This is a genomic window from Rhodopila sp., from assembly GCF_035548095.1.
GTDB lineage: Bacteria > Pseudomonadota > Alphaproteobacteria > Acetobacterales > Acetobacteraceae > Rhodopila.
Window position 1 is genome coordinate 1 of record NZ_DASZUV010000022.1, and the last position, 25,861, is coordinate 25,861.

At 67.3% G+C, this 25,861-nt stretch carries 25 protein-coding genes and 1 pseudogene; 11 read left to right on the forward strand and 15 right to left on the reverse strand.

Annotated elements, in window-relative coordinates; all coding sequences use genetic code 11:
- Positions 1 to 982, forward strand: a pseudogene (locus tag VHC04_RS16690) (hypothetical protein); the annotation flags it as partial.
- Between the two features lie 252 nt (positions 983 to 1,234).
- Complete coding sequence (locus VHC04_RS16695) at positions 1,235 to 1,999, forward strand: hypothetical protein (protein ID WP_325683323.1); 765 nt, start codon at positions 1,235 to 1,237, stop codon at positions 1,997 to 1,999.
- Between the two features lie 36 nt (positions 2,000 to 2,035).
- Here VHC04_RS16695 and VHC04_RS16700 read toward each other — a convergent pair whose 3' ends face one another.
- Complete coding sequence (locus VHC04_RS16700; protein ID WP_325683325.1) at positions 2,036 to 2,977, reverse strand: alpha/beta hydrolase; 942 nt, start codon at positions 2,975 to 2,977, stop codon at positions 2,036 to 2,038.
- Positions 2,978 to 3,282: 305 nt separating this feature from the next.
- Between VHC04_RS16700 and VHC04_RS16705 the strand changes: the two genes are divergently transcribed.
- The 5 genes from VHC04_RS16705 to VHC04_RS16725 all read left to right on the forward strand — a co-directional run bounded on the left by VHC04_RS16705 (position 3,283) and on the right by VHC04_RS16725 (position 6,513).
- Positions 3,283 to 3,597: a YggT family protein gene (locus VHC04_RS16705; protein WP_325683327.1), complete on the forward strand. Its 315-nt coding sequence runs from the start codon at positions 3,283 to 3,285 to the stop codon at positions 3,595 to 3,597.
- A 2-nt stretch (positions 3,598 to 3,599) separates the two neighbouring features.
- Positions 3,600 to 3,896: a DUF167 domain-containing protein gene (locus tag VHC04_RS16710; protein ID WP_325683329.1), complete on the forward strand. Its 297-nt coding sequence runs from the start codon at positions 3,600 to 3,602 to the stop codon at positions 3,894 to 3,896.
- Positions 3,897 to 3,906: 10 nt separating this feature from the next.
- On the forward strand, positions 3,907 to 4,749 hold the full coding sequence (gene folD / locus VHC04_RS16715; protein ID WP_325683331.1) for a bifunctional methylenetetrahydrofolate dehydrogenase/methenyltetrahydrofolate cyclohydrolase FolD: 843 nt from the start codon (positions 3,907 to 3,909) through the stop codon (positions 4,747 to 4,749).
- Positions 4,750 to 4,818: 69 nt separating this feature from the next.
- The gene (locus tag VHC04_RS16720) at positions 4,819 to 5,427 is read left to right on the forward strand and encodes a cysteine hydrolase family protein (RefSeq protein WP_325683333.1); all 609 of its coding nucleotides are present in this window, start codon (positions 4,819 to 4,821) and stop codon (positions 5,425 to 5,427) included.
- 30 nt (positions 5,428 to 5,457) lie between these two features.
- Positions 5,458 to 6,513, forward strand: coding sequence for an NAD(P)-dependent oxidoreductase (locus VHC04_RS16725; RefSeq protein WP_325683335.1), 1,056 nt, complete (start codon positions 5,458 to 5,460; stop codon positions 6,511 to 6,513).
- A 56-nt stretch (positions 6,514 to 6,569) separates the two neighbouring features.
- Here the strand turns inward: VHC04_RS16725 and VHC04_RS16730 are convergent, their stop codons facing one another.
- Positions 6,570 to 8,210, reverse strand: coding sequence for a flavin-containing monooxygenase (locus VHC04_RS16730; RefSeq protein WP_325683337.1), 1,641 nt, complete (start codon positions 8,208 to 8,210; stop codon positions 6,570 to 6,572).
- A 111-nt stretch (positions 8,211 to 8,321) separates the two neighbouring features.
- On the opposite strand from VHC04_RS16730, the gene VHC04_RS16735 reads away from it, so the two are divergent.
- Both VHC04_RS16735 and VHC04_RS16740 read left to right on the forward strand, forming a co-directional pair.
- A complete protein-coding gene (locus VHC04_RS16735; RefSeq protein ID WP_325683339.1) occupies positions 8,322 to 9,308 on the forward strand; it encodes an LLM class flavin-dependent oxidoreductase in 987 nt (328 codons plus the stop codon).
- An 18-nt stretch (positions 9,309 to 9,326) separates the two neighbouring features.
- The gene (locus tag VHC04_RS16740) at positions 9,327 to 10,403 is read left to right on the forward strand and encodes an amidohydrolase family protein (protein WP_325683341.1); all 1,077 of its coding nucleotides are present in this window, start codon (positions 9,327 to 9,329) and stop codon (positions 10,401 to 10,403) included.
- A 6-nt stretch (positions 10,404 to 10,409) separates the two neighbouring features.
- Here the strand turns inward: VHC04_RS16740 and VHC04_RS16745 are convergent, their stop codons facing one another.
- The 9 genes from VHC04_RS16745 to VHC04_RS16785 all read right to left on the reverse strand — a co-directional run bounded on the left by VHC04_RS16745 (position 10,410) and on the right by VHC04_RS16785 (position 19,395).
- Positions 10,410 to 10,718 carry a hypothetical protein gene (locus tag VHC04_RS16745; RefSeq protein WP_325683343.1) on the reverse strand — a complete coding sequence of 103 codons (309 nt, stop codon included), beginning with the start codon at positions 10,716 to 10,718 and terminating at the stop codon, positions 10,410 to 10,412.
- A gap of 70 nt (positions 10,719 to 10,788) precedes the next feature.
- A complete protein-coding gene (locus tag VHC04_RS16750; RefSeq protein WP_325683345.1) occupies positions 10,789 to 11,568 on the reverse strand; it encodes an SDR family NAD(P)-dependent oxidoreductase in 780 nt (259 codons plus the stop codon).
- Positions 11,565 to 12,482, reverse strand: a complete 918-nt coding sequence (locus VHC04_RS16755; RefSeq protein WP_325683347.1) for an NAD(P)-dependent oxidoreductase — start codon at positions 12,480 to 12,482, stop codon at positions 11,565 to 11,567. The genes VHC04_RS16750 and VHC04_RS16755 overlap by 4 nt, the downstream gene beginning before the upstream one ends.
- A gap of 29 nt (positions 12,483 to 12,511) precedes the next feature.
- Positions 12,512 to 13,144: a 3-oxo-tetronate 4-phosphate decarboxylase gene (gene otnC, locus VHC04_RS16760; RefSeq protein WP_325683350.1), complete on the reverse strand. Its 633-nt coding sequence runs from the start codon at positions 13,142 to 13,144 to the stop codon at positions 12,512 to 12,514.
- 75 nt (positions 13,145 to 13,219) lie between these two features.
- On the reverse strand, positions 13,220 to 14,230 hold the full coding sequence (locus VHC04_RS16765) for an ABC transporter ATP-binding protein (RefSeq protein WP_325683352.1): 1,011 nt from the start codon (positions 14,228 to 14,230) through the stop codon (positions 13,220 to 13,222).
- Positions 14,227 to 15,243, reverse strand: coding sequence for an ABC transporter ATP-binding protein (locus VHC04_RS16770; protein ID WP_325683354.1), 1,017 nt, complete (start codon positions 15,241 to 15,243; stop codon positions 14,227 to 14,229). Before VHC04_RS16770 ends, VHC04_RS16765 begins: the two co-directional genes overlap by 4 nt.
- Positions 15,236 to 16,348: an ABC transporter permease gene (locus VHC04_RS16775; RefSeq protein ID WP_325683356.1), complete on the reverse strand. Its 1,113-nt coding sequence runs from the start codon at positions 16,346 to 16,348 to the stop codon at positions 15,236 to 15,238. Before VHC04_RS16775 ends, VHC04_RS16770 begins: the two co-directional genes overlap by 8 nt.
- On the reverse strand, positions 16,345 to 17,337 hold the full coding sequence (locus VHC04_RS16780; RefSeq protein ID WP_325683358.1) for an ABC transporter permease: 993 nt from the start codon (positions 17,335 to 17,337) through the stop codon (positions 16,345 to 16,347). Before VHC04_RS16780 ends, VHC04_RS16775 begins: the two co-directional genes overlap by 4 nt.
- A gap of 3 nt (positions 17,338 to 17,340) precedes the next feature.
- Complete coding sequence (locus tag VHC04_RS16785) at positions 17,341 to 19,395, reverse strand: ABC transporter substrate-binding protein (protein ID WP_325683360.1); 2,055 nt, start codon at positions 19,393 to 19,395, stop codon at positions 17,341 to 17,343.
- Between the two features lie 184 nt (positions 19,396 to 19,579).
- Between VHC04_RS16785 and ggt the strand changes: the two genes are divergently transcribed.
- Positions 19,580 to 21,181 (forward strand): gamma-glutamyltransferase, encoded by a 1,602-nt coding sequence (ggt, locus tag VHC04_RS16790; RefSeq protein ID WP_325683362.1) that lies wholly within the window; start codon positions 19,580 to 19,582, stop codon positions 21,179 to 21,181.
- Positions 21,182 to 21,257: 76 nt separating this feature from the next.
- Entirely contained in the window at positions 21,258 to 21,989 is a 732-nt protein-coding gene (locus tag VHC04_RS16795; protein WP_325683364.1) for an RraA family protein, read from the forward strand.
- Between the two features lie 308 nt (positions 21,990 to 22,297).
- Here VHC04_RS16795 and VHC04_RS16800 read toward each other — a convergent pair whose 3' ends face one another.
- From VHC04_RS16800 to VHC04_RS16815, 4 genes are read right to left on the reverse strand one after another with little or no spacing between them, the layout of a single operon-like run.
- Entirely contained in the window at positions 22,298 to 23,149 is an 852-nt protein-coding gene (locus tag VHC04_RS16800; protein WP_325683366.1) for a DUF72 domain-containing protein, read from the reverse strand.
- A gap of 34 nt (positions 23,150 to 23,183) precedes the next feature.
- The gene (locus VHC04_RS16805) at positions 23,184 to 23,597 is read right to left on the reverse strand and encodes a Rieske (2Fe-2S) protein (RefSeq protein WP_325683368.1); all 414 of its coding nucleotides are present in this window, start codon (positions 23,595 to 23,597) and stop codon (positions 23,184 to 23,186) included.
- A 3-nt stretch (positions 23,598 to 23,600) separates the two neighbouring features.
- Entirely contained in the window at positions 23,601 to 24,731 is a 1,131-nt protein-coding gene (locus VHC04_RS16810; protein WP_325683370.1) for an amidohydrolase family protein, read from the reverse strand.
- 28 nt (positions 24,732 to 24,759) lie between these two features.
- Entirely contained in the window at positions 24,760 to 25,842 is a 1,083-nt protein-coding gene (locus VHC04_RS16815) for an amidohydrolase family protein (RefSeq protein ID WP_325683372.1), read from the reverse strand.
- Between the last annotated feature and the right edge of the window lie 19 nt (positions 25,843 to 25,861).

Here is a 25,861-nt window from a genome sequence, read left to right on the forward strand (position 1 = left end):
CCTGGCGGCGCTGCTGCGCGGCCTGGCGGATGCGGCCTCCGCCGCGATTGCCGCCCGGCTGGGCGGTGCCCGGCCGGCCGCGGCGGTGACCTGGCCGGAGCCGCCGGCACAGGTGCCGGTGCGCGGGCTGCGGAAAGCCGCGGTGGCGGCGCGGCAGGCGGCGCTGGCGGTGCCGAGCGGCCCGCGCCATCGCGCAACGACGGCGATAGAGCACGCCGGTCTGGCGGAAGCCCTGCTGGGCGCCGAAACCGGCGGAATCGCCCCGGCCTTCTCCCCCGTGTCGACCGCCGGCGGGTTGACCCGAACGGCATGCTCCTGGCTGGCCTCGCAGGGACTGTCGGCCGAGGCGGCGCTGGCCGGCGTGCTGGCCGGCGGCAATCCGTTTCCGGTGCATGGCGCCGCCGCGCATGCGGCGATGCACGACGCGGTGGCGCCGTTCCTGCACGCCATGCCGCCACGCCCGGTGCCGATGCGGGTGCCGGCCGGCGCCGCCCGCCGCCGCGACCTGCCGGCGCGCCACAGCGGCTATACGCAGAAGGCGGCGGTCGGCGGGCACAAGCTGTTCGTGCGCACCGGCGAGTATGACGACGGCACGCTGGGCGAGGTCTCCATCGCCTTGCACAAGGAAGGTCCGGCCTTCCGCGGCCTGATGGACAATTTCGCCCATGCGGTCAGCCTGGGCCTGCAGCACGGCGTGCCGCTGGAACGCTTCGTGGAGGCGTTCACCTTCACCCGCTTCGGCCCCGCCGGCCTGGTGGAGGGCGATCCGGCGGTACACAAGGCGACGTCCCTGCTGGACTACACGTTCCGCCACCTGGCGGCGAACTATCTGGGCCGGCACGACCTGCCGGACGCCGAGATCGAGGAGCCGGACACGGTGGGCGGCGGCGCGCGCGACCAGTCGCCGCTGCTGCCGCTGGAACTGCCCTCCGAGGCGTCGCCGCGCGCGCGGCGGCGCGGCCTGCGGGTGGTGGGACGCTAGAACGCGATCGCCTAAGCCGCCGGTTGGACGGCGTGGATCGCGCTCTTGGGTCAAAGAGTTGATAAAGCGTGACGGGGTCGACCCGACCCTGTCGTCCCCGCCGGTTTCCATGACATTCAGCAGATTTTTGCGCGCGACCGTCCCGGCGCAGCGATTTTCCGCTTGTCAAACCGGGTCTAGGAACATATAGAGAACACACGGCGGCCAAGCCACTCACCCGCTGGTTCCAGCCCGCCCAAACCGGAGTGATCGATGCCTCATCCCGCCGACGCCATCGCCCGCGATCAGGTTTATCGCAGCCTCATCCCCTTCTTCCTGGAGGCGGCGGACGGCAACCGGACCGGCGCCCGGGCCGCGGCCGAGGCGATGATCGCCGGTTTCAGCCCGGCATCGCATGAGGAATTCATCCTCGCCGCGCAGACGATCGTCTATTGCCTGGCGGGCTTTGACAGTCTTTGCCGGTCGAAGGACAACCCGGGGTTGTCCGAGAGCACGCATCTGCGCCTGCGTGGCAATGCCGGGACCATGCAGCGGGCCAGCCAGCAATGCCTCAAGGCGTTGGCCGCGCGGCGCAAGGCCGGTGACCAGCCCCAAGGCGAGCCCCGCCCGAGCCAGCCACACCAGAGCCAGGCGCGCCCGAGCCAGCCACCCCAGAGCCAGCCACCCCAGAGCCAGCCGCATTCGGCCTCCAGCCAGCCGGCGGAGGCGGCCGACGCCGATGCCATGCAACCCGCGTCGCCTCCCTTTGTGCTGACCGAGGCGGATGTGGAGGCCGCGGTGCAGAAAGCCAGCGCCATCATCCTGCAAGCCCAGCAAGCAGTCGCCCAGCCCGCCAGGAAGCCGAAATACTGGGAGGTCCGGCGTGAAGCCGAACGCCAGGCAAGGCTGGCTCGCCGCGCGGCGAGACCGGGTGGCGCCCGGATCCCGCCGGCGTCGATGCCGGCGGCCGAGCCTGTCCCCGGCCATCCGCTGCCGCCGCTGGGGCCGCAGACCAGCGCCGCCGCCCTGCTGGCCTGATCCCCCGGGATCGGGCCCCCTGATCAGGCTTTCGGATCAGGCTTTCGGATCAGGCCTTGCCAGGCCTCTGATCCAGGCGCAGGCCTCATCCACCGCCTGCGTCGCCCTGTCGACCACGCCGGGCAGGTTGAAGAACCCGTGGTTCATGCCGTCCCAGCGCTTCATCACCACGGGCACGCCGGCCGCCCGCAGCTTGTCGGCGTAGTATTCGCCCTCGTCCCGCAGCGGATCGTATTGCGCGGTGATCACCATGGCTGGCGGCAGGCCCCGCAAGTCGTCGGCCCGCAAGGGGCTGGCATGCGGATGGGTGCCATGGGACGGTTCCACCAGGTAGTGGCCCCAGAACCAGATCATCCCGTCACGGGTCAGGCCGTACCCTTCGGCGTTCTCGACCATCGAGGGGGTGCCGGGGTCGTGGTAATCGGTCACCGGATAGATCAGCAACTGACCGCGCAACGCCGGCCCGCCCTCATCACGGAGGCGCAGCGCCGTCACCGCCGCCAGGTTGCCGCCGGCGCTGTCCCCGGCGACGAAGACGCAGCCGGGATCCGCCCCTAGCGCCGAGGCATTCGCCTGCGCCCAGCGCGTCGCCGCCAGGCAGTCATCCGGCGCGGCGGGGAATTTGTGCTCCGGCGCCAGGCGGTAATCCACCGACACCACGACGCAGCCGGCCCCGGCGCACAGGTTGCGGCACATCACGTCATGCGTATCCAGATCGCACACCACGAAGCCGCTGCCGTGGAAGAACACGATCAGCGGGAACGGACCTTCGCCCACGGGTGTGTAGACGCGCAGTGCCAGCGATCCGGCGGGCCCCTGCATGTCGCGGTTCACCACGCTGGCCAGGGCGGGAATCCGCAGCCCCGGTATCGCCCGGGCGGCGAATTGCGCCCGAGCATCCGGCACGGACAGTGTGTGCAACGGCGGCAGCTGCGCGCGCAGTTGCAGCAGCACCTGGATCTGGGGATCGACCGTCATGTCAGGCCGCGCTCCCGGCCCAGAGGCGTGGGGCGCGGAGGGGGTGGATCGCCATGGTTGTTTCCTTCTGGACGCCGGCTGCCAGTCTGGGCGACAAGCGGGCGTTCCGTCCAGACCCGGCCAGCCGCATCCGGTCCCTGGGACAGGGCGCCGGATCAATCCCCTGATCCGTCCTGCCCGGATCCGTTCCTCTGGCGTAGTTCCTCTGGCGTAATTCCTCTGGCGTAATTCCTCTGGCGTAGTTCCTCTGGCGTTGCGGAGCCGGCGGCGCGCCGCTAGGGTCCGCCGCCTTCTGGAGTGCGTTCATGATCGGGATTCTGTACTGGCTCATCTCCGAAGTGATCACCCTGTATATCTGGGCGGTGATCCTGGCGGCGATCTTCAGCATGCTGGCGGCGTTCGGCGTGCTGGACACGCGCAACCGCGTCGTCTGGACGATCGGCGACTTCCTGTACCGGGTGACGGAGCCAGCGCTGCGCCCGATCCGCAACGTGCTGCCGAGTTTCGGCAATATCGACATCAGCCCGCTGATCCTGATCCTGCTGCTGCAGGCCGCCCGGATGCTGCTGGACCGCCTGTATGAGGCGCTGGTCTTCGGTTCCTTCCGCCCGCTGCTGTAGGCATGTTCTGGCGCGTGCTTCCAGATGGCGTCAGCGTGGCCGTGAAGGTGCAGCCGAAATCGCGCCGGCCCGGCATCCAGGGCCGCGGCGTCTCCGCCAAGGGTCCCTGCCTGCGCATCGGCGTCACCGAGGCGGCCGAGGCGGGGCGCGCCAACCAGGCCGCCTGTGCCGTTCTGGCGGATGCGGTATCCGTCCCCGCCTCCGCCGTCGCCGTGACCATGGGGCAGACCAGCCGCGACAAGGTCCTGCGGATCGCCGGCGATGGCGCCGTCCTGGCTGGAAGACTCGCCCGCTTATGAAAGCCTGCCCATGACTGCCCGCCTTATCGACGGCAAGGCCGTCGCCGCTGCCTTGCGCGCCGATGTCGCGCGCCGTGTCGCCGCCGCCGGCCTTTCGCCCGGCCTGGCCGTCGTGCTGATCGGCGACGATCCGGCCAGCGCGGTCTATGTCCGCACCAAGGACAAGGCGGCGAGGGAAGCGGGAATCGGCGCCCGCACGATCCGCCTGCCGACGGATACCGCCCAGGCGGACCTGCTGCGGCGGATCGCGGCGCTGAACGCCGATCCGGCGGTGGATGGCATCCTGGTGCAGCTGCCGCTCCCGCAGGGGATCGATCCGGCGGCGGTCATTGCCGCGATCGACCCGGCCAAGGACGTGGACGGGTTCCATCCGCTGAATGTCGGTGCGCTGGCCGATGGCCGGCCGCGCCTGGTGCCCTGTACCCCGCTGGGCGTCATGAAGCTGCTGGAGGCCGCCGGGATCAGCCCGCGCGGCGCGCGCGCGGTGGTGGTGGGCCGTTCCAGCATCGTCGGTCGGCCGATGGCCGCGCTGCTGCTGACCGCCGACGCCACGGTGACGATCGCGCATTCCCGCACCCGCGACCTGCCGGCCGAGTGCCGTCGCGCCGACATTCTGGTCGCCGCTGTCGGCCGGCCCGAGATGATCGTGGGCGACTGGGTGCAGCCGGGCGCCACGGTGATCGATGTCGGCATCAACCGCCTGGCCGATGGCCGGCTGGTCGGCGACACGGCGTTTTCCTCCTGCGCCGCCGTGGCCGGTGCGATCACCCCGGTGCCAGGCGGCGTCGGGCCGATGACGGTGGCCTGCCTGCTGGAAAACACGCTGACCGCGGCGCTCGCCCGGCGCGGTTGATTCCGCGGCAAGCCGGCATAAGCTGGTCCCGGTGCCGCAACGCCGCCGCGCCAGCCGAGGAAACGAGCCATGTCCGCGTCCGACCGGATCGACCGTCAGCGCACGGCGCTGATCGCCTATGATGTCTGCCGCCGCGCGCTGACGCCGGCCGACCCGGCGCGCCGCGCCGCCATGCAGCCGGTGCTGGACGCCTGGGTCCGCCTGATCGTCGCCGCTCGGTCCGCCGGGATACCGGTCATCTACACGACGCCGGTCAGTCGAGCGGACGGCGCCGATGTGGTGATGGTGGCGACCGATCTGTCGGCGGAGACCGGCGTACCGCCGCTGACCAACGCGGTGGAAGGCACCGACGATGCCGGCTTTCCCGATGCGATCGCGCCGCGGCCCCAGGACTATGTGTTCTTCAAGCGCCGTCCCAGCGCGTTCTACGGCACCGGCGTGGCGGAGCTGCTGCATATGCTGCGGCGGAACACCATCCTGATCGGCGGCGGCGCCACCAACCGCGGTGTCGAGACCAGCGTGCGCGAGGCCTTCAGCATGGACCTCACCACCATCGTGGTCCGCGAGTGCTGCTGGGGCGGCGACCAGGAGGCGCATGATTACAGCCTGAACAAGGCGATGAAGATGTACGCCCGCATCCGTCACCTGGACCAGGTCATCGCGATGCTGAACGGCTGACGACGGCAACGGGAAACGGAGGAAACGACCATGGCGCCCAATGCGAAACACGTCTTCTATGTCCGCTATCTGCCCTCGGCCGCGTCCTATATGGCGGTCCTGGCGCAGCGGCCGGACGTGCAGCTGGAGAAGCTGGAGACGGACAGTCCCGAGGATGCGGTCAGCCCGGTCGTTTCGCGGGCGCATGTGTACCAGATCGGCGCCTCCCGCCAGATCATTCCGCCGCGCCTGCAGGTCAACGCCGCGCTGCTGGCGCGCATGCCGAACCTGATCGCCGCCTCCTCCAACGGCGCCGGCTATGACACGATCGACGTGGATGCCTGCACCGCGGCGGGGGTGGCCGTGGTGAACCAGTCCGGCGGCAACAAGGAAGCGGTGGCGGAGCACGCGCTGGCGATGATGATGACGCTATCGAAACGGATCGTCGAGGCGGACCGCCATGCCCGCACCGGCCAGGCGATCGACCGCGCCAATTATATCGGGCGGGAGCTGAACGGGCGGACCCTAGGCGTGATCGGCATCGGCAATGTCGGCGGCAACCTGGCGCGCATGTGCAAGGCCGCCTTCAACATGCGCATCCTGGCCTATGATCCGTTGCTGACCGCCCAGCAGGTCGCGGCGCGTGGGGCCGAGAAGGTGGAGCTGGACGATCTGCTGGCGCAATCGGACTACGTGTCCGTCCATTGCCCGCTGACGAAACAGTCGCGCGGGATGATGGGTGCGGCACAGTTCGCCCGGATGAAGCCGGAGGCCTATTTCATCACCACCGCGCGCGGGTTCATCCATGACGAAGCGGCGCTGGCCGACGCGCTGAAAGCGAAACGGATCGCCGGTGCCGGCCTGGATGTGTGGGAGGATGAGCCGCCGCCGCACGACCATCCGCTGATGGCGTTCGACACGGTCATGGTCAGCCCGCATGTCGCCGGCAGCACCATCGAGGCGCGCGAGAACATGGGCCGCATCGCCGCCGAGCAGGTGCTGGCGATATTGGACGGGAAGAAGCCGCCGCGCCTGATCAACCCGGAGGTCTGGCCCGCCTATCGCGACCGCTTCACCCGTATCCTGGGATTCGCGCCAGAGGAGTGACGCCAGAGGAGTGACGCCAGAGGAGTGACGCCTGGGGCGCGATGCCCGGGCCGCGGCTACCGGAATGAAAAATCCCGGTAGTCGTTGGCGATCACCTCTTCGCATTTGCGGCGGAAATGGATGCCGTGGCCATTATAGCCGAGGACACGGCGGACGCTGCGGCCTTCCACGTTACGGTTCACGCCGGTCTGCCAGGAATCGATCTTGCTGGATAGCAGGGCATCCGATGCCTTGATGACCGTCTGCGTCCAATCCTCGACCTGCTCGGCTCGTGTCTCCACACGCGTATAGCCGTGCTGCTGCACGAAGCGCAGCAGGCCGGCCTGGAAATCCACCGCGTGCTCGATCGCGCGCGGGATGTTGCCGCGGGCGGTGTGCGGGCCCAGCACCATCAGCATGTTGGGGAAGCGGTCGGGCTGCATCCCCAGATACGTCCGTGGCCCATCGGCCCAGACATCTTTCAGGCGTATGCCGCCCGGGCCGCGGATGTCGATCCGGTCGAACGCGCCGGTGACCCCGTCGAAGCCGGTGGCGTAGATCAGGATGTCGAAGACGTGGTCGCGATCGCTGGTGCGGACGCCGGTTTCGGTGATCCGCTCGATCGGCGTTTCATTGATATCCACCAGCTCGACATTGTCGCGGTTGAACGCTTCGAAATAGTCGCTTTCCAGCGGCACCCGCCGGGTGCCGAACCCGTGATCCTTCGGGATCAGCTTGTCGGCGACCTTGGGATCCTTCACCCGCTGGCGGATCTTCTTGGCAACGAACCTGCTGATCTCGGCATTGGCGGTTTCATCCGTCAATATATCGCGGAAGTTGCCCATCCAGATGCCGAAGCCCGGTTCGGCGTACAGCTTCTCCCAGAACGCTTCCCGCTCCGCGGGCGGCACGTCCATCGTCTTGCGCCGGTCGGTCTCATGGATGAACCAGCCCGAGGTCTGGGCGCAGCGGGCATAGATCTCCTCATACCGGCTCTTGATTTCTTCCATTTCTTGTTTGCTGATCTTGGCATTGTGCAACGGCGCGGCCCAGTTCGGGCGGCGCTGGAAGACGGTCAGCTGGGCGCATTCCTTGGCGATCTCCGGGATCGCCTGGATCGCGGTGGCGCCGGTGCCGATGATGCCGACCCGCTTGCCGCGGAAATCCACCGGCTCATGCGGCCAGCGCGCTGGATGGTAGGCGGGGCCGCGGAAACTGTCGCGGCCGGGAATGGCCGGCAGCGTATGGGCGGACAGGATGCCGATCGCGGTGATCAGGAAGCGGGACCGGAATTGTTCCCCGCCGTCCAGCGTCACGGTCCATTGGTTGGCCGCGTCGTCCCAGTGCGCGGCGGTGACGGTGCTGCGGAATCGCATGTCCCGGCGCAGGTCGAACTTGTCGGCGACAAGGTTGAGATATTCCAGGGTGTCGGGCTGTGGCGAGAAATGCTCCTTCCAGTCCCATTCCTGCATCAGCTCCTTGGAGAAGGAGTATCCATAGGTCCAGCTTTCAGAATCGAAACGGGCACCGGGATAGCGGTTCCAGTACCAGGTGCCGCCGACATCCGTTCCCGTCTCGAAGACGATCGCCGTCATGCCCAGCTCGCGCAGCCGGTACAGCATGTACATGCCGGAAATGCCGCCGCCGATGACGATCGCATCGTACTGCGCGGCGCGGTTGTCAGTGTCGGGTCGTGTCGCGACCATGGTATCTGGCATGGTGTCGTCATCCTGCTGTCGTTCCTCCCGAAGGTCGGCTGGCGCCGCGCGGTGGTCAAGAGCGCGGGGCCGGTGCAAGATCGCGGCAAGCAAGGAATAGGGAACGCTGCCATGAAGATCGGCTTGTTCGTGCCGCTGGAGTGGGAGGCCGCGGGAGACGATGGCCGCCACCTGGCCAACACGCTGGACCTGGTGCGGACGGCGAAGGAGGCCGGCTTCTCCTCGTTGTGGCTGCCGCAGCATTTCGTCACCGGCCCGGCGATGCGCCAATTGGCCACGTCTCCCGTGCTGGGCCTGCTGGCCGGTCTGGCCGAGGGCATGACCCTGGGCACAGGCGTGCTGCTGCTGCCGATGCTGAACCCGGTGCTGCTGGCCGAGGAAGCCGCGACCTTGGATCACCTGACCGGTGGCAAGTTCATCCTGGGTGTGGGCCTGGGCTATCGCGCGCCGGAGTTCCAGGCCTTCGGCGTGGAGATGCGGTCCCGCGTGCCACGCTTCCGCGAATATATCGAGGTGATGCGTCTGCTGTGGTCGCGGGAGCGCGTGACTTTCCACGGCAGATACCTGCACTTCGATGATGTGGGCCTGAGCCTGCGGCCGACGAACGGGACCGGCGTGCCGGTCTGGGTCGGCAGCGCCGTCGATGACGGTGTGAAACGAGCGGCCGCGATCGGCGATTCCTGGATCTGCGCCGGTGCCATGAGCCGGACTGATCTGGCGCGCTGGTGGGGGCTGTTCCATGAGACGCGGATCGCCCTGGGCAGGACGACGAATTATCCGCGACAGATCGCCCGCGAGTGCTTCTGCGGACCCGACATGAAGACCGCCCTGGCGCTGGCGGCGGGCCCGCTCTCGGCCAAATACGCCCGCTACGCTGCCAATGGCTGGTACGATTTCAGCGGCCCCGACGGGTTCGCGGCCTTCGCCAAGGATCGTTTCGTTATCGGCGACGACGCGTTCGTGCGGGACGAGTTGCAGCGCTATCGCGACGAGTTCGGCGCCACCGAGTTCCGCTTTCGCATGGCGTGGCCGGGCTTGCCGCAGGCGGAAGCACTGGCCAGCATCCGTCGCGTGGGCCGGATCGCGGCCACGCTTTGACATGATGGGGAGACGACCATGACACAGATACCGGAAGCCAAGGGACCGTACCGCGGCACCAACGTGCGGGACGACGCGGCGCTGGCGGCCTGGCTGAAGAAGCGGCCGCGCGAGGCCGCGTTGGAGCCCGCTCTGCCGATCATCGACCCGCACCACCATTTCTGGGATTCCCCGCATCGCGGCCACTATTTGTTACCCGAGCTGCTTGACGATATCGGCGGCGGCCACAATATCGTTTCGACCGTGTTCCTGGAATGCAGGGCGATGTATCGGAAGGACGGGCCGCGGGAGATGGCGGCGCTGGGGGAGGTGGAGTTCGTCGCGGGGTTGGCGGCGATGAGTGCGTCCGGCGGCTATGGTCCATGCCGCGTGGCGGAAGTGATCATCGGCGGCGGTGACCTGAGCGTGGGCGCCAGGGTGCGGGAATTGCTGGAGGCCGAGATCATTGCAGCCGGAGGAAGATTGCGCGGCATGCGCCACGGCGTGGCATGGGACTCGCACGAGGAGATCTATAAATACGCGTCCCGCACGGTGCCGCTGCACCAGGTGATGGACCCGAAATTCCGGGAAGGCATGGCACAGCTTGCACCGTTGGGGTTGAGTTTCGAGTCCTGGCAGTACCACCCGCAACTACCGGACGCGATCGACCTGGCACGCTCGTTCCCGGACACCACGATCATCCTGAACCATGTGGGCGGCGTGCTGGGTGTCGGGCCCTATGCCGGGCGGCGGCAGGAGGAGTTCGCCCGTTGGCGGCGCGATATCCAGGAACTGGCGAAGCTGCCGAATGTCTATTGCAAGCTGGGCGGGCTTGGCATGGTGTCCTGCGGCTTCGATTTCCATGAGCGGGACGCGCCGCCATCATCGGAAGACCTGGCGAATGCCTGGCGCATGTATATCGAGCCTTGCATCGAGGCATTCGGCGCCAGCCGCTGCATGTTCGAAAGCAACTTCCCGCCGGACAAGCAGTCGTGCGGCTATACGGAGCTGTGGAATGCCTTCAAGCGGATCACCGCCAGCGCTTCGGCGGACGAAAAGAAGGCGCTGTACAGTGGGACGGCGGCAAGGGTCTATCGGATGATCGATCCCGGCTGATCGCGGTCAAGGCAGGCGGCACAGCGCATTGAGGTCGACCTCGATATTCCGGACCCAGAACTTCCCGCTCCACGCGGTGTTCGGCTGCCGCCGCCGCCACGCCGCGCAGGCATCCGCCAGCAAGGCCTTGGCATCGCCGGCGGCGCCGGCGGCCATCATGTCCATGAAACGGCCCAGCGGATCGGTGAAGTCGGAGTAGCCGCGCGGATAGCGTTGTTCCGGCGGGATGCCGGACCGTTCCAGGATAGCATCTATATCCTCGGGTCCGGCGGCCATGCTCAGCAGTGCGATCACCGGCAGCAGACGGCGTGGCATGGCTTCATCAACTCCTTGATTCAAGAACATGATTCACGCCTTCCAACCGCCGGCTTCAGGCGATCGCGCTCTAATCCGGGATCAGGCCGCCGTCGACATTGAAGGACTGGCCGGTGATGTTGCGCGCGCCGGGCGATGCCAGGAACACGGCCATGGCGGCGATGTCCTCGGGGTCGTTGGCACGCTTCAACGGAATCGCCTCGGCTCGGCGCCGCTCCATTTCCTCGACGCTGACGCCTTCCTGCCGTGCGCGGGTGCGCAGATTGGCATCCGACAGGGCGGAGCGGGTGACGCCCGGACAGATCGCGTTGACATTGATGTCGTGTTTCGCCAGCTGCAGCGCCGCCAGCTTGGTCATGCCGATCACGGCGCCCTTGCTGGCCGCATAGGCTACGTTGGACGCTCCCGCATAGCCCTTCCCCGCCACCGAGGCGATGTTGATGACGCGGCCGCCACGTTGCGGGATCATCTCGCGCGCGACACGTTGCAGGCAGAAGAAGACGCCCTTGGCGTTGACGCGGTGGATGCGGTCCCAATCCGCCTCGGTGAGGTCCATGATGTCGGCGCGCCGGGTAACGCCGGCATTGTTCACCAGGATGTCGATCCGCCCGAATTCCGCCACCGCCGCGTGCACCATGCGGTCGATCTGGTCCAGGTTCCCCACATCGGCTCCCACCGCCAGGGCCTTGCGCTGGCCGGACCGGATCGCGTCCGCAACCGTTTCCGCGCCGGCCGCGTCGATATCGGCGACGACGACCTGTGCCCCCGCCTCGGCCATCGCCAAAGCGATCGCCTTGCCGATGCCATTGGCCGCGCCGGTCACCAGCGCCACCCGGTTGCTCAGGCTCATGGTGTCGCCTCCGGCTGCATCTTGGCGATCGGCACGCCGGCCGCTTCCTCGTAGAACCGCAACATGTCGTGGATGTCTCCGTTGCGGCCAAAACGATCGATCCCCATGTGATAATTACGCAGGATCAACGGTGTCAGCGTCAGGTGCTTGAACCTCTCCCCGGCCAATTCCGCCGCCAGGGCCACGTCCTTCTCCATCAGGGCCATGGTGAAGCGGGCAGCGAAATCGTCGGTGAAGATCTGGTTCGGAAACACCGCCAGCGTGGCGCTGTTGCGGCCCGAGGATTTGTTGATCACGTCCACCGCCACCGTCGGGTTGATGCCGTTGGCGGCGGCGATCGATACCGCCTCGAACGCCAGCAGGCGATTGGCGGCCGACATCATGTTGTTGACCGCCTTCAGCGTATGCCCGGCGCCCAGCGGCCCGACATGGGTGACGTTCGGGCTGATGACCGTCAGCACCGGCTCGACCCGGGCATATTGGTCCGCCGTGCCGCCGACCATGATGGCGATGGTGCCGGCATCCGCGCCGCGCGGCCCGCCGCTGACGGGTCCGTCGATCAGTTCGATGCCGGTGCCATCCAGCTCCGCCGCCATTGCGCGGGTGGCCGTGGTGGCGCCGGATGTCTGGTCGACGATGATCCCGCCGGGCTTCATGCCGCGGATCAGACCGTAATTGTCGCCGAAGATCACGTCCCGCACCTGCGTCGAGGTCGGCAGGCAGGTCAATACGATATCCGAAGCAGCACCCACCGCCGCCGGCGAGTCCGCCACCGTCGCGCCCAGCGCCGCAAACACCTCTCGGCGTTCCGGGGACAGATCGAAAACGGTCAGCGCGTGCTCACGCAGCAGGCGGCGGGCTAGCGCGCCGCCCATGATGCCAAGGCCGATATAGCCGATGCGGGGCTTGTCCATGGTCGTTTCCCTTGTGACGATTGGCGGGATCAGCCGAACCTCGTCCGCAGCTCCGCCACCTGCTCCGCCGTCAGGTAGCGGGTGCGGTGGCCGAGCAGCAGCAGGAACAGGCGGGCGGTCTCCTCCAGCTCCTCGATCGCGCCCGCCGCCGCCGACAGCGCGGTGCCGGCGACGACCGGGCCGTGATTGGCCAGCAGCACGGCGTGATGCCTGCCCACCAGCGGTCGCACCGCCTCGGCCAGGCGCGTGTCGCCGGGCGGAAAATACGGCACCAGGGGCAGGCGGCCGACACGCATGATGTAATAGGCGGTGATCGGCGGCAGCACGTCCTGGGGGTCTACGTCCGCCAGGCACGATACGGCAACGGAATGGGTGGAATGCAGGTGGACGACGGCACCGGCGTCCGAGCGGCCTTCGTACATGACCCGGTGCAGGAAACTCTCCTTGGTCGGCGCATCGCCAGACAGCAAGCGGCCATCCACGTCCAGCCGCGACAGGCGCGCCGGATCCAGCTCGCCCAGGGACGCATTGGTCGGCGTCATCAGCCAGCCGCCTTCGTCCAGCCGGACGCTGATATTGCCGGAGCTGCCGAAGGTCAGGCCGCGGGCAAAGATGCTGGCGCCAAGCCGGCAGATGGCTTCTCGTGCGGCGCTTTCCTTCATCGCTGGCTCCATGACACGATACGGGGACACGATACGGGGACACGATACGGGGACACGATATCGGCCGGACGCAGCCTACGCGGTCACCCCTTGCAGCGCCAGTTCGTCTGCCCGCAGGCAGCGCACGGCGTGGCCCGGCGCCATCTCCCGCAAGGTCGGCACTTCGGTGCGGCAGCGTTCCGTCGCGTAGCGGCAGCGCGGATGGAAATGGCAGCCGGATGGCGGGTTGGACGGATCGGCGACGTCGCCTTCCAGCACGATCTGCTTCGCCCGGTGGCGCGGATCGGGGACCGGCACGGCGGACAGCAGCGCTTCGGTGTAGGGATGCCGCGGATGGGTGAACAGCGCCTCGGTCGGTGCGATCTCCACGATGCGGCCGACATACATCACCGCGACGCGGTGGCTGACATGCTTCACCACCGCCAGGTCATGCGCGACGAACAGGTAGGCCAGCCCCAGCCGGTCCTGCAGGTCCAGCATCAGGTTGACGATCTGTGCCTGTACCGAAACGTCCAGGGCGGAAACCGGTTCATCCGCAACGATCAGCGAGGGATGCAGGGCGAGCGCCCGAGCGATGCCGATGCGCTGGCGCTGACCGCCGGAGAAGGCGTGCGGGTAGCGGTTCAGATAGGCGGCGGGCAGCTGCACCAGCTCCAGCAGTTCCGCGACGCGGCGGTTGCGTTCCCTGCTGTCGGTGACGCCGTTCACCAGCAGCGGCTCGCCGATGATTTCCGAGATCGTCATCCTCGGGTTCAGGGAGGAGAACGGGTCCTGGAAGATCATCTGCATCTGCCGCCGCAGCGGCCGCAACTGCTGTGGTTTCAGCGTGGCGACGTCGACGGATTTTCCATCCTGGGTGCGGAAGCGGATCTCCCCGGCGGTGGGCGTGACGGCGCGCAGGATGCAGCGGGAGGTGGTGGTCTTGCCGCAGCCCGATTCACCGACCAGCGACAGGGTCTCCCCGGAATTGATCGAAAACGAAACGTCGTCGACCGCCTTCACGTGGCCGGCAACGCGGCCCAGGACACCGCGGCGGATCGGAAAATGCTTCCGCAGGCTGCGGACTTCCAGCACCGGCTCCGTCATGCCGGCACCGTTGCGGGCGCCCTGGTCAGCAGATGGCAGGCCGCGGCATGACCGTCCGGCAGCACCGTCTCCGCCGGCGCGGTCGTTTCGCAAATGGCGCCGATCTTCTCGGCGCAGCGCGGATGGAAGGGGCATCCGGCCGGTCGGGACAGCGGATGCGGGATCGATCCGCTGATCGTTGCCAGACGCGATCGTGGCGCCGCCAGCACGCTGGGGATCGAACGCAGCAGGGAGCGCGTATAGGGATGGCGCGGCGCGTGGAAGATCGCGTCGACCGATCCTTTCTCGACCTCCTTGCCCAGATACATCACCACCACATCGTCCGCCATCTCCGCGATCACGCCCATGTCATGCGTGATCAGGATCACCGCAAGGTCCCGTTCCTGTTGCAAGCGCCGGATCAGCGCCAGGATCTGCGCCTGGGTGGTCACGTCCAGTGCCGTGGTCGGTTCGTCCGCGATCAGTACGCGGGGTTCGGCGGACAGGGCCAGCGCGATCATGACCCGCTGGCGCAGGCCGCCGGACAGCTCGAACGAATAGGAATCCACCCGTTGCGAGGGACGTGGAATCCCCACCATCGCCAGCAACTCGATGGCGCGGGCCCGGGCGGCTTTCTTGCCCAGGTCGGAATGAAGCCGGATCGCCTCGATCAGCTGGTTGCCGATGGTATGGAAGGCGGACAGCGAGCTCATCGGCTCCTGGAATACCAGGCCAATCTCGCCACCGCGGATCGAGCGCATCTCGGCGCCGTCACTCGGCAACCTGGCCACGTCCGTCAGCTGACCGTTGCGCCGCCGCAGCAGAATCTCCCCGCCGACCACGCGGCCGGGGCGTTCGACGATCCGCAGGATGGACCGTGCGGTGACGCTTTTGCCACAACCGGATTCGCCGACGATGCCCAGGGTCTGCCCGGCATGGAGGTCGAAGGAGGCGCCATCGACGGCCCGCACCAGCCCTTCATCGGCGAAGAAATGGGTGCGCAGGTCGCGTACCTGCAGGATCGGCTCAGCCATAGGGATCCGCCGCGTCGCGCAGGCCGTCGCCAAGGAAGTTGAAGGCCAGGATCACGATGATCACCGGGATCGCCACCACCAGCAGCCAGGGCGCCAGGCTGAGGGTCTGGAGGTTCTGCGCATCTTGCAGCAGCACGCCCCAGGAGATGGCGGGCGGCCGCAGGCCCAGGCCCAGGAAGGACAGGGTCGTTTCGGAAATGATCATTGCCGGGAGTGCCAGGCTGACGGCGGCGATGATGTGGGACAGGAAGGACGGCACCATGTGCTTGAAGATGATGCGCATGCGCGAGGCCCCGGCCAGTTCGGCGGCGGTGATGAAGTCTTCCTCCCGCAACGCCAGAAACCGGCCGCGCACCACGCGGGCCAGCTCGGTCCAGCCGATCAGTGAAATGATCAGCGTGATGGCGAAATACACCTGCTGGGGCGACCAGGAGCTGGGCACGGCGGCGGCGAGACCCATCCACAACGGGATGGTGGGAATGGACCGCAGAATCTCGATCAGGCGCTGGATCGTGACATCGATCCAGCCGCCATACAGGCCCGACATGCCACCCAGCAGCACGCCCAGGATCAGGCTGAGCGCCACGCCGACCAGGCCGATCGTCAGTGACGTGCGCGTCGCCAGCGCCAGGCGGGAAAACACGTCGCGGCCGAGCTGATCGGTGCCAAGCAGGAACAGGGAGTTTTGCGGCTGGCCGTCGCTGACCCCCAGCAGGTGGATATCGGTCGGGATCAGGCCGAACAGGTTGTAGGGATAGCCGCGGGCGAACAGTACCAGGTCGCGCGGCTCACCGGGATCGGGGGCGTAGGACAGTTTGAAGGTCCGCATGTCACGCTTGCCCTTCAGGGCAAAGACATGCGGCCGAAACTGGCCATTCGCGGTGAACCAGTGGATCGGCTGCGGCGGGATATAGCTGCGCGTGGCCTGGGTATCGAACGGGTCCGTATAGGCGATCGTGTCGGCGAACAAGGCGATCAGGTAGAAGAAGGCGATCACGAAGGCGCTGGCCATCGCCACCTTGTGCTTCCGAAAGCGCCACCAGATCAGCTGCCGCTGGGTGGCGACCGCGACGCGGCTTTCGGCGGCGGAGACGGTGGCGCTCATCGCAGCTGGCCCAGCCGGATGCGCGGGTCGATCCACATCAGCACCAGGTCGGAGACCAGCGTGCCGACCACGGTCAACACCCCCAGCAGCAGGATGATCGTCGATGCCAGCAGCATGTCCTGCGACAGCAGGGACCGCAGCAGCAACGGCCCGACGGTCGGTAGGCTGAGCACCACCGAAATGATGACGGAGCCCGACACCATGAACGGCAGCAGGTAGCCGATCGTGCTGGCAAACGGATTCAGCGCCGCCCTGACCGGATATTTCAGGATCACCCGCCGCTCCGTCAGGCCGCGGGCCCGCGCCGTGACCACGTAGGGGCGGCGCAGCTCATCCAGCAGGTTGGCGCGCATGATGCGCACCAGCTGCGCGGTGCCGGCCAGCGCCAGGATCAGCACCGGCACCGGCAGGTGCCACAGCAGATCGACGACTTTCGCCCAGGTCCAGGGCGCAAGCTGCTGGTTCGCGCTGAACAGGCCGCCGACGCTGACACCGAACCAGCGCTGGCCGAAATACAGCACGATCAGCGCCAGCAGGAAGTTGGGCACCGCCAGGCCGATGAAGCCGATGAAGGTGAAGATGTAGTCGCCAATGGAATATTGCCGCACGGCCGAATAGATGCCGATCGGCAGCGCCAGCCCCCAGGTCACGACGATGGCACCCAGCGACAGCAGGATGGTCAGCCACAGCCGGTCACCGATCACCTCGGTCACCGGCCGGCCATATTCGAAGGAGCGGCCGAAATCCCCTGTCGCCACCATCGACAGCCATTTCCAGTACTGCACCCACAGCGGCTGGTTCAGGCCGTAGGCCAGGCGCATCGCATCCGCCTCGGCCGCCGAGATGGCGGAGCCGGAGGCGGCGGCCTGCGCGGCATAGGCGGTGACGAAGTCCACCGGCGGCAGGTGCAGGATGCCGAAGGTGACGATGGTGATGGCGACGACGGTGATCGCCGCCAACCCCAGCCGCCGGAGAAGATAGGTCAGCATCGGTCAGGATTTGAAATACCACGTCTCCGGATGCGAGTTGCCGGGGGTGCGGCAATGCTGTGCGTTGCAGACGCGGCCGGCGATATTGCCCAGCCTGTTGGATACCAGGCGCACGCCCAGCCCGGCCGGCGACTGGCCGACCGTGCCGATGCCGTATTGCTGATCGACCAGAATCCTCCAGATCTCCTGGGCATTCTTGTTGCGGCCATCGACCTTCAGCCCGGAGGCCTCGCGGTACAGCTCCATGATCTTGAGGATGTTCGGATCGTCCGGCTTCTTGCCCTGCGTGCCGCCCGAGGAATACCAGTTCGCGTATTCCGGCCCGAACGCCGCGCCGGGGATGGTCGGCACCGCCCACATCGGGAACAGGTACAGCAGCTCCGTGCCGCCATTGTTCCAGACGAACAGCTGATGCTCGTTGTTCGTCTGCTTGGCGAAGCCCAGGCCACGCTCCATTTCCTTTACGTCGGCCTGGATGCCGATCTTGCGCCACTGGTCGGCAACCATTTCGGATAGTTGCGGATAGGGCAGGAAGGCGGCGATGGCGATCACCTCCAGCCGCAGGCGCTGGCCGTTATCCGTGCGCACGCGGAAGCCGTCGCCGTCCTTCTTGGACAGGCCGATCTTGTCCAGCAGCGCATTGGCCTGCTTGATGTCCAGAACGGACCATTTCTTCCGCCATTCCGGCCCGGGGCTTTGCGGCATCGCCTCCCCCGGCGCCGGCGAACCCGGCGTGCCGACGCCCAGCCAGAACGTCTCATTCAACTGGTCGCGATCGATACCAAGCGACAGCGCGCGGCGGAAATCGGCATTGGTCAGCCACTTACGAATTTCCGGATCGCCGTTGTAGCTCTGGTTCACGTGGAACATAAAGTCGGAACCCGCGAAGCCCAGGTCAAGATGCACCTTGTAGTTGCCCTTCTCCTGGTTATCCAGGATCACCGGCAGCTTGCTCAGGTCGATATGCCGCTCCTGCTCATCATATTCGCCGGCCATCGCGCGCAGGTTGATGATCTCCAGGTTCTCGGCCAGGGTGAACTGCACATAGTCGAAATAGGGCAGCTGGTTGCCGGCGGCATCGATGGCGTAATAATAGGGGTTGCGCTCCAGCAGCCAGATCGGCGTGTTGATCGGCCGCACGGTACGCCAGGGACCCAGCACCGGGACCTCGGGGTTCAGCTCCCAGTCCTTCTTGAAGTGCAGCATCTGCACCCAGTTCTCGAACCCTTCCTGCTTCGCCCGGGCGTTCACCGCTTCCAGCGAGGAATATTTCGGTAGAAACTGCTTCAGGTAATGCCTGGGTGCATAGGAGCCGAAGCTGACCTTGGCGGATTGCCGCACGGCCTGGCCGCCACCCAGGGCGGTGTCACCGGCCATGATCTCCTCGATCAGGTAATAGGGAACATCGAATTCCCACCGCACGGTCGTTTCATCCACCTTCACCATGCGGCCAGGCTTGCCCTGCGGCTGCATCTCCGGCGTCGGTGTCGGAACGATCTCCTTGTTGCCGTAGATATCCTCGAACCAGAAGATGAAATCATCGGCGGTGAAGGGTGCGCCGTCGGACCACTTCATGCCTTTGCGCAAATGCAGCGTATAGGTCTTGCCGTCCTCGCTCAGGTCATAGCCCTTCGCCATGCTCGGCACGATCTTGCTGCCGTCCTCGCTCCAGAACAGCGGCTTGTCGGTCGACAGCAGGCGGTTGCCGTTTTCCCCATCGCCCGGGCCGGTGAAGGCGCGCCGCCAGGTGCCGCCGTACTTGCCGATCTCATGCAGCGGCTGCCAGACCATCGGTTCGGCGGGGATCCGCTGCTCCACCGGCGGCAGCTTGCCGGCCTTCACCTGGGCGGCCAGCATCGGCGCCTCGGAAAAGGTCTTCGGCCATTTCGCCGGATCGGTGATCATCGTCGGGCCCTGCATCTCACCGACCAGGCCCGAGGCGGACAGGCTGCCGGGGGCGGCCTGGGCCATCGCCTCCCGCTTCATCAGCGCGACGACGGCCGGGCTGACCATGGTGGCGGCCATCAGCGTGCGGCGGGACAGGTGCGATCGAGACATGAGCGTTTCCCTTGAGCGTTTCCGATGGGGTGTGTGTCACCCGCGTATTGGCATCCAGCTTACAGGCGAGATATCGCTACCGCCAAGGGGTCTCGAAACCGGCTTGACCGCGCGGCGGCAACGGCGTCCGCTGCCGGAAACGAGGCATGAACGGGGCATGGGAGGAGACAGGATGCCGCACGGAATGATCTCGGCACCGCAGCCCGAGGCGGCCGAGGCCGGCGCCGATGTGCTGCGCGCCGGCGGCACCATCGTCGATGCGGCGGTGACGGCGGCGCTGGTGCAGACCGTGGTGGACCCGCAGATGTGCGGCATCGCCGGGATGGGATGCCTGCACCTGTTTCTGCCCGGACGCGGCGTGCACCTGACGCTGGATTTCCACGGCCGGTCCCCCCTGGCGACGCGGCCGGACATGTGGGCCGACCGGATCGAGCGGGAGGCCGAGGATGGCTGGGGCTTCATCCTGCGCGGGCGGGAGAACGAGTTCGGCTACCAGGCGATCACCACGCCGCGCACCCTTGCCGCGCTGGATCACGCGCTGCGGCGCTGGGGCACGATGTCGCTGGCCGAGGCGATGCGCCCGGCGATCGGCTACGCGGAACAGGGCTGCCTGGTGCGGCCGCACGTGGCGGAGTTCTGGCACCGGCCGCCGATCGCCGGGCGCGATGGCAATATCGGAATCGTGACGAAACTGGAGGCGGCGCGAAAAATCTATTGCGGCGCCGACGGGCAGCCGCTGCGCGTCGGCGATACGCTGCGCAACCCGGACATGGCGGCGACCTATCGCCGCATCGCCGAACACGGCGCCGAGGACTTCTACGGCGGGGCCATCGCGCGGCGGATCGTTGCCGATATGCAGGCGCATGGCGGTCTGCTGGGGGAAGCCGACCTGGCCACCTGCGCGCCGGAGGAGACGGCGCCGCTGTGGGGCACGTATCGCGGCCTGCGCATCGCCACCAACAACCCGCCCGGCGGCGGCATCATGCTGATCGAGATGCTGAACATCCTGGAAAACTTCGACCTGGCGGCACTGGGCCACAACGCGCCGGAATATGTGCGGGTGGTGGCCGAGGCAATGAAGATCGCCACCGCCGACAAGGACCGTTCCGTCGGCGATCCACGCTTTGTCGATGTGCCGACGGAACGGCTGACGTCGAAGGATTATGCGGCCCGGATGGCGGAGCGTATCCGCCGGCGGGAGAAGACGCCGGTGCCGCGCTTCAACAGCGGCGGCGCGGAAAGCAGGCATACGACGCAGCTGTGTCTCGCCGACAGCGACGGCAACGCCCTGACGATGACGCATACGCTTGGCCAGCCGTCCGGCGTGATCACCGACGGGCTGGGGTTCATGTATAACGGCGCCATGGCGGTGTTCGATCCGCGGCCGGGCCACGCCGGGTCGCTGGAACCCGGCAAATCCCGTTTCTCGGCGCTGTCGCCGACGATCGTTTTCAAGGAAGAACGGCCCTGCCTGGTGCTGGGGGCGCCGGGGGCGACGTATATCACCATGGGCAACCTGCAGGTGATGCTGAATGTCATCGAATTCGGCATGACGGCCGAGGCCGCGGTCTCCGCGCCCCGCTTCGCCGCGGTGTCCGACACGATCGAGGTGTCGAACCGGATTCTGCGATCGACCGAGCGGGCGCTGGTGGCGGAGGGGTATCGGGTGATGCGGCATGCGCAGAGCTATACGTTCGCCTGGGTGCATGCGATCCGGATCGGCGACGACGGCACGATGGATGGCGGCGCCGACCCGGCGACCGGCGGGCTGGTGGTAGGGGTTTGAATATGGCGCCCCCCTTGCCAGACCCCCCGGCTTCAGCCGATGTCTCGCGCGCACCCAAGGCAGGAGGGAAACCATCATGACCACCCCGGTCCCCGACGACGTCTTCGCCGGACTCCGCACCGTCGACACCCCGACCATCACCAACGTGGTCGCCACCTATCCGAAGAACCCGCTTTGCCTCGGGTTGTACAACCCATGGACGGAAGCCTGGTACACCGATGCCTCGATCCGCTGCATCTACCCGGAAAAGACCCCCGTCATCGGCTACGCCGTCACCTGCGTCTACGGCCTGCCGGACCCGAACTACACCGGCCGGCTGAGCTTCATGGACGTGATCGACGCGCTCGATGCGATGCCGAAGCCCACCATCCTGGTGTTGCAGCAGAAATGGCCCGAGGGGCTGATGGCGAAGGCCGGCCTGGCCGGGGAGATCATGGTCACCTCCATGAAGGCCGTCGGCTGCGTCGGCATGGTCTCCAACGGCCCGTCCCGCGACATCGACGCGATCCGCCGCCTCGACTTCCAGCTCCTGCTCGGTGGCGTCTCCGCCGGCCACGGGGAGATGGCGGTGCACGCGGTGAATGTCCCGGTCTCGGTCGGCGGCATGGATGTCGCGCCCGGCGAGCTGATTCACATGGATGAGAACGGCGCGGTCAAATTCCCTGCCGACAAGGCCGCCGCGGTGCTGCAGAACGCGCGCAAGATGCTGGACAACGAGGCGGAATACCTCGCCCGGCTGCGCGACGCCAGGACGGCGGCCGAGGTGCGCGCGGCGGGCGGCTCCTACGCCGCCAGGAAGCCGACCTGACGGAAACCGACCTGACCGGCCGGTCTCCCAGCCGGTTGGCGGGGTCCGGTCGGACTCGCAGCCTGCCTCTGCAGGCTCATTTCGGCCGGACCTCCGCGTGACCGCCACCGGCCTCGCCGACTGCGCCGCCACCGCCACGACGCTGCTGGCGCGCTACCGTTCCCGCCAGGCCCGCCCATCGAGGCCACGCAGGCCGTGCTCGCGGATACCGCCGGAGATGCTGCCGGCCGGGCATTGTCGCCGGCCCGGGGTTGCTTGCCGTGCTGGCGGACGGCCTTGCGCCAGTGCTGTCCGCCAGTGCTGTCCGGCTATCCCACGCGTTCGATCAGCGCCATCGCCGCCGCCGGGTTGCGTACCTTGTGGCCGCTGATCACGTATAGATAGACGTCACGCGCCTTGTCGGTGTGAGGTTTGCCGACATAGTCCAGTCCCTCGGGCGCCTGTCCGGCGGCCCAGGCCTTCGCGCGCGCCGCCCAGCGATCCAGCGCCTCGGCCGGGTAACCCTGTGGCTCATCTTCCGCCGTGCCCATGATCCGAGCGTAGACGAAGGCTGCGGTCGGATCGGCGATCTGGGGAAATTTGCTGTCCCCAGCGATAACAATCGCAACACCATGGGTTCTGGTCAGGGCAATGAAATCATCACATTTGAAACTTTCGTGCCGCACCTCGACCACGTGGCGCAGCGATCTGCCCTCGGCGGACGCTGGCAGCAGCTTCAGAAACGCCTCGAAATCCGCGGGATCGAACGCTTTCGTCGCCATGAACTGCCAATTGATCGGACCCAGCTTGTCCTTCAGCATCAGGACGCCGCCGGTCAGGAAGCGCTCGATCGTCGGGCCGGCCTCGGCCAGCACCTTCCGGTTGGTCGCGAAGCGCGGTGCCTTCAAGGAAAAGACGAAGTCGTCCGGCGTCTCATCGTGCCACCGGGCGAAGCTTTCGGGCTTCTGCGATCCGTAGTAGGTGCCGTTGATCTCGATCGAGGTCAGGTGCCGGCTGGCATAGCCCAGTTCCTGCTTCTGCGGCAGCTTGTCGGGATAGAACGGGCCGCGCCACGGCTCGAACGTCCAGCCGCCGACGCCGATCCTGATCCGGCCCGCCTTCGCGCCCGGGCTTGTCCCGGTCTCGGCCTTCCCCGACCTTGCCGCCTTCGTCCTCGTCATGCCGGGTCCACCCGCGCGCGGTCAGGGCACGCCATCACATCGTCACGACGACGTAGCGGTCCTCGACGCTGACATCCACCGATTCGGCAACGAACGGACCCTCCACCAGGTCCTGTCCCGGCTCGACCGCGACGTTGAACATCCGCGCCTGCATGCTGTTCGGGTCGCACAGCGACTTGCCGGTGGTGATGTCGAACTCCCAGCAATGCCAGGGGCAGCGGATCATCTCGCCGGGCCGGCTCAGCCCGTACTCGCCGGGCAGGTGCGACACCAGGCGGCTGACGATCGCGCCCTCGCATAGCGGCGCGCCCTGATGCGGGCAGCGGTTGATCAGTCCGTAAAACGTCTCGTTGACGTTGAAAATGCCGATCTCCCGGCCGCGCACCGTGACAATCTTGCAGGTGCCGGCCGGGATCTCCTCCACCTTGGCGACGACGTGACGCGGCATCGGTCAGTCCAGGTGATACAGCGCGCGGGCATTGCCCTTGTAGATCTGCTCCTGCCAGTCGCGCGGGATCTGCACCTTGAAGGCATAGCGCGGATCGTCCTGGTCCCAGTGCGGATAGTCGGTGGAGAACATGATCCGGTCCGGACCGATCCACTCCAGGATCGACAGCATGTCCTGGGGCCGCTCCGGCTCCTCGATCGGCTGCGTCGAGACCCAGAAATGCTCATGCACATATTCCGACGGCGATTTCGTCAGGAACGGCACTTCCTGCTTCAGGCGCTTCCAGTGCTTGTCCAGCCGCCAGCACAGCGCCGGCAGCCAGGCGAAGCCGCCCTCCACCATCACCACTTTCAGGTTCGGAATCCTCTCGAACACGCCTTCGCAGACCAGGGAGATCACCAGCGTCTGCATGGTCTGCACGTAGGACGGATGTTCCTCATGGTAGAAGGACGGCCAGCCGCCGCCGGTCGAGGCATGGCCGCTGGTGCCGCCCAGGTGCAGGGACACCGGGAAATCATTGGCGGCGCAGGCGGCCAGGATCGGCAGGTAGCGCTGGCGGCCCAGCGGCTCGATCCCGCGCGGCGGGATGTTCACCTGGCAGAAGCGGCGGTCGCCGGCGCGCTTCTCGATCTCGGCCACGGCGCCGGGGCCGTCCTCGATATTGACCTGGACCGCGCCCTTCAGGCGCTTGTCGGGAATGCACCAGTGCGCGAGCTGCCACTCATTCACCGCGGTGGCCATGGCGGAGCCGAACGCGATGTTGCGTTCGGCGGCGGAGCCCCCGACCAGCGGCGCCAGCAGCCCCGCCGAGACATCGAACAGGTCCAGCAGCTGTTCCTGCATCAAGGCCAGGTCGGAGCCGGGATGGCCGCCGTCCTTGGGCCAGGAATCCATCCGCATGCCGGAACCGGGGGACATGCGCGGATACATCGGCATCTTCGCCAGCGCCTGCCGCGGGCGGCCGCCGATGCTGTTCTTGTGGTCCAGCCAGCGCTTCGACAGGAACGGATCGAAGTCGTTCGGCCCCTTGGTATAAGGGTGCACGTCGCAATCGATGAAGCCCATATAGGCCTGCGCCGGACGGTCGGCGGTGGCGGCGGGATCGGGGGAGCGATCCAGGACAGTCATGTTCATCGGCCAGACTCCTTCACAGCTGTCTTCTTCACATGCGTAAACGCGGATAGGTCGCCAGGGGATTGTCGACGCAGATCTTCTGGCGCAGCGCCTCGGGCAAGCCGGCGGGCAGCGCCGCGTCGCCGTCGAAATGCCAGTGCGGGTAGTCGGTGGAGAACAGCAGCATGTCGTCCGACCCGATCTGCTCCAGCAGGGTGTGCAGCTGGGCCTCGGTCGGCGGCGCGTCGAAGGGTTGCAGGGTCAGGCGGACATGCTCGCGGACGATCCGCGTCGGCAGCTGTTCCAGCCAGGGGGTCTCCGCCCGCACGCCGCGCCAGGTCTTGTCCAGCCGCCACAACGCGGCCGGCAGCCAGGATACGCCGGATTCCATCAGCACGACCTTCAGCGTCGGGAACTTCTGGAACACCCCCTCGGCCACCAGGCTGTTCATCGCCGCGGCGAAGCCCTGGGCGTGACTGACATAATCCTCCAGGTAATATGATCCCCAGCCGCTGGCGCTGGGCGGATGGCGGTAGGAGCTGCCGGCATGGATGCCGATCGGCAGCCCGTGCTCCGTGGCCGCGCGGTAGATCGGCCAGGTCTGCCGGCGGCCCAGCGGCAGTTCCGCCATGGCCAGCATCAGCACCTGCACGAAGCGGGTATCGGGGGCGACGCGGTGGATCTCCTCGGCGGCCAGCTCCGCGCTGTGCACCGGCACGACGATGGAGGCGCGCAACCGCGGATCCCGGTCCAGCCACTCCGCCTTCAGCCAGTCGTTGATCGCTCTGCAATAGGCGGCGGACAGGTCCTCGCTGAAGAGCACCTGGGCGCCGTTCACCACGTTGCCGATGGCATGGCGGAGCTGGAACCGGTCCAGCACATGGGTCCGCAGCGCGGCCAGGCTGCTGCCGGGCGGCGCCGTCCCTTGCCGCCAGTCCGGGCGGCCGTTGATCGGTGCATTGGCCGGGAAGCTGGTCGTATCCAGGCTCTCCCGCTCCAGCCCGCGGCGGGTGATGTGTTCCCGCCAGTACGGCTCGAAATGGGGCAGCAGCACCCGCGTCGATGGCAGGGTGATGTGGACGTCGCAATCGATCGCACCGCCGGGCGGACGAGCCGCGTCGCTGTGTTCCATGGACGCTGGTGGTTGCCTC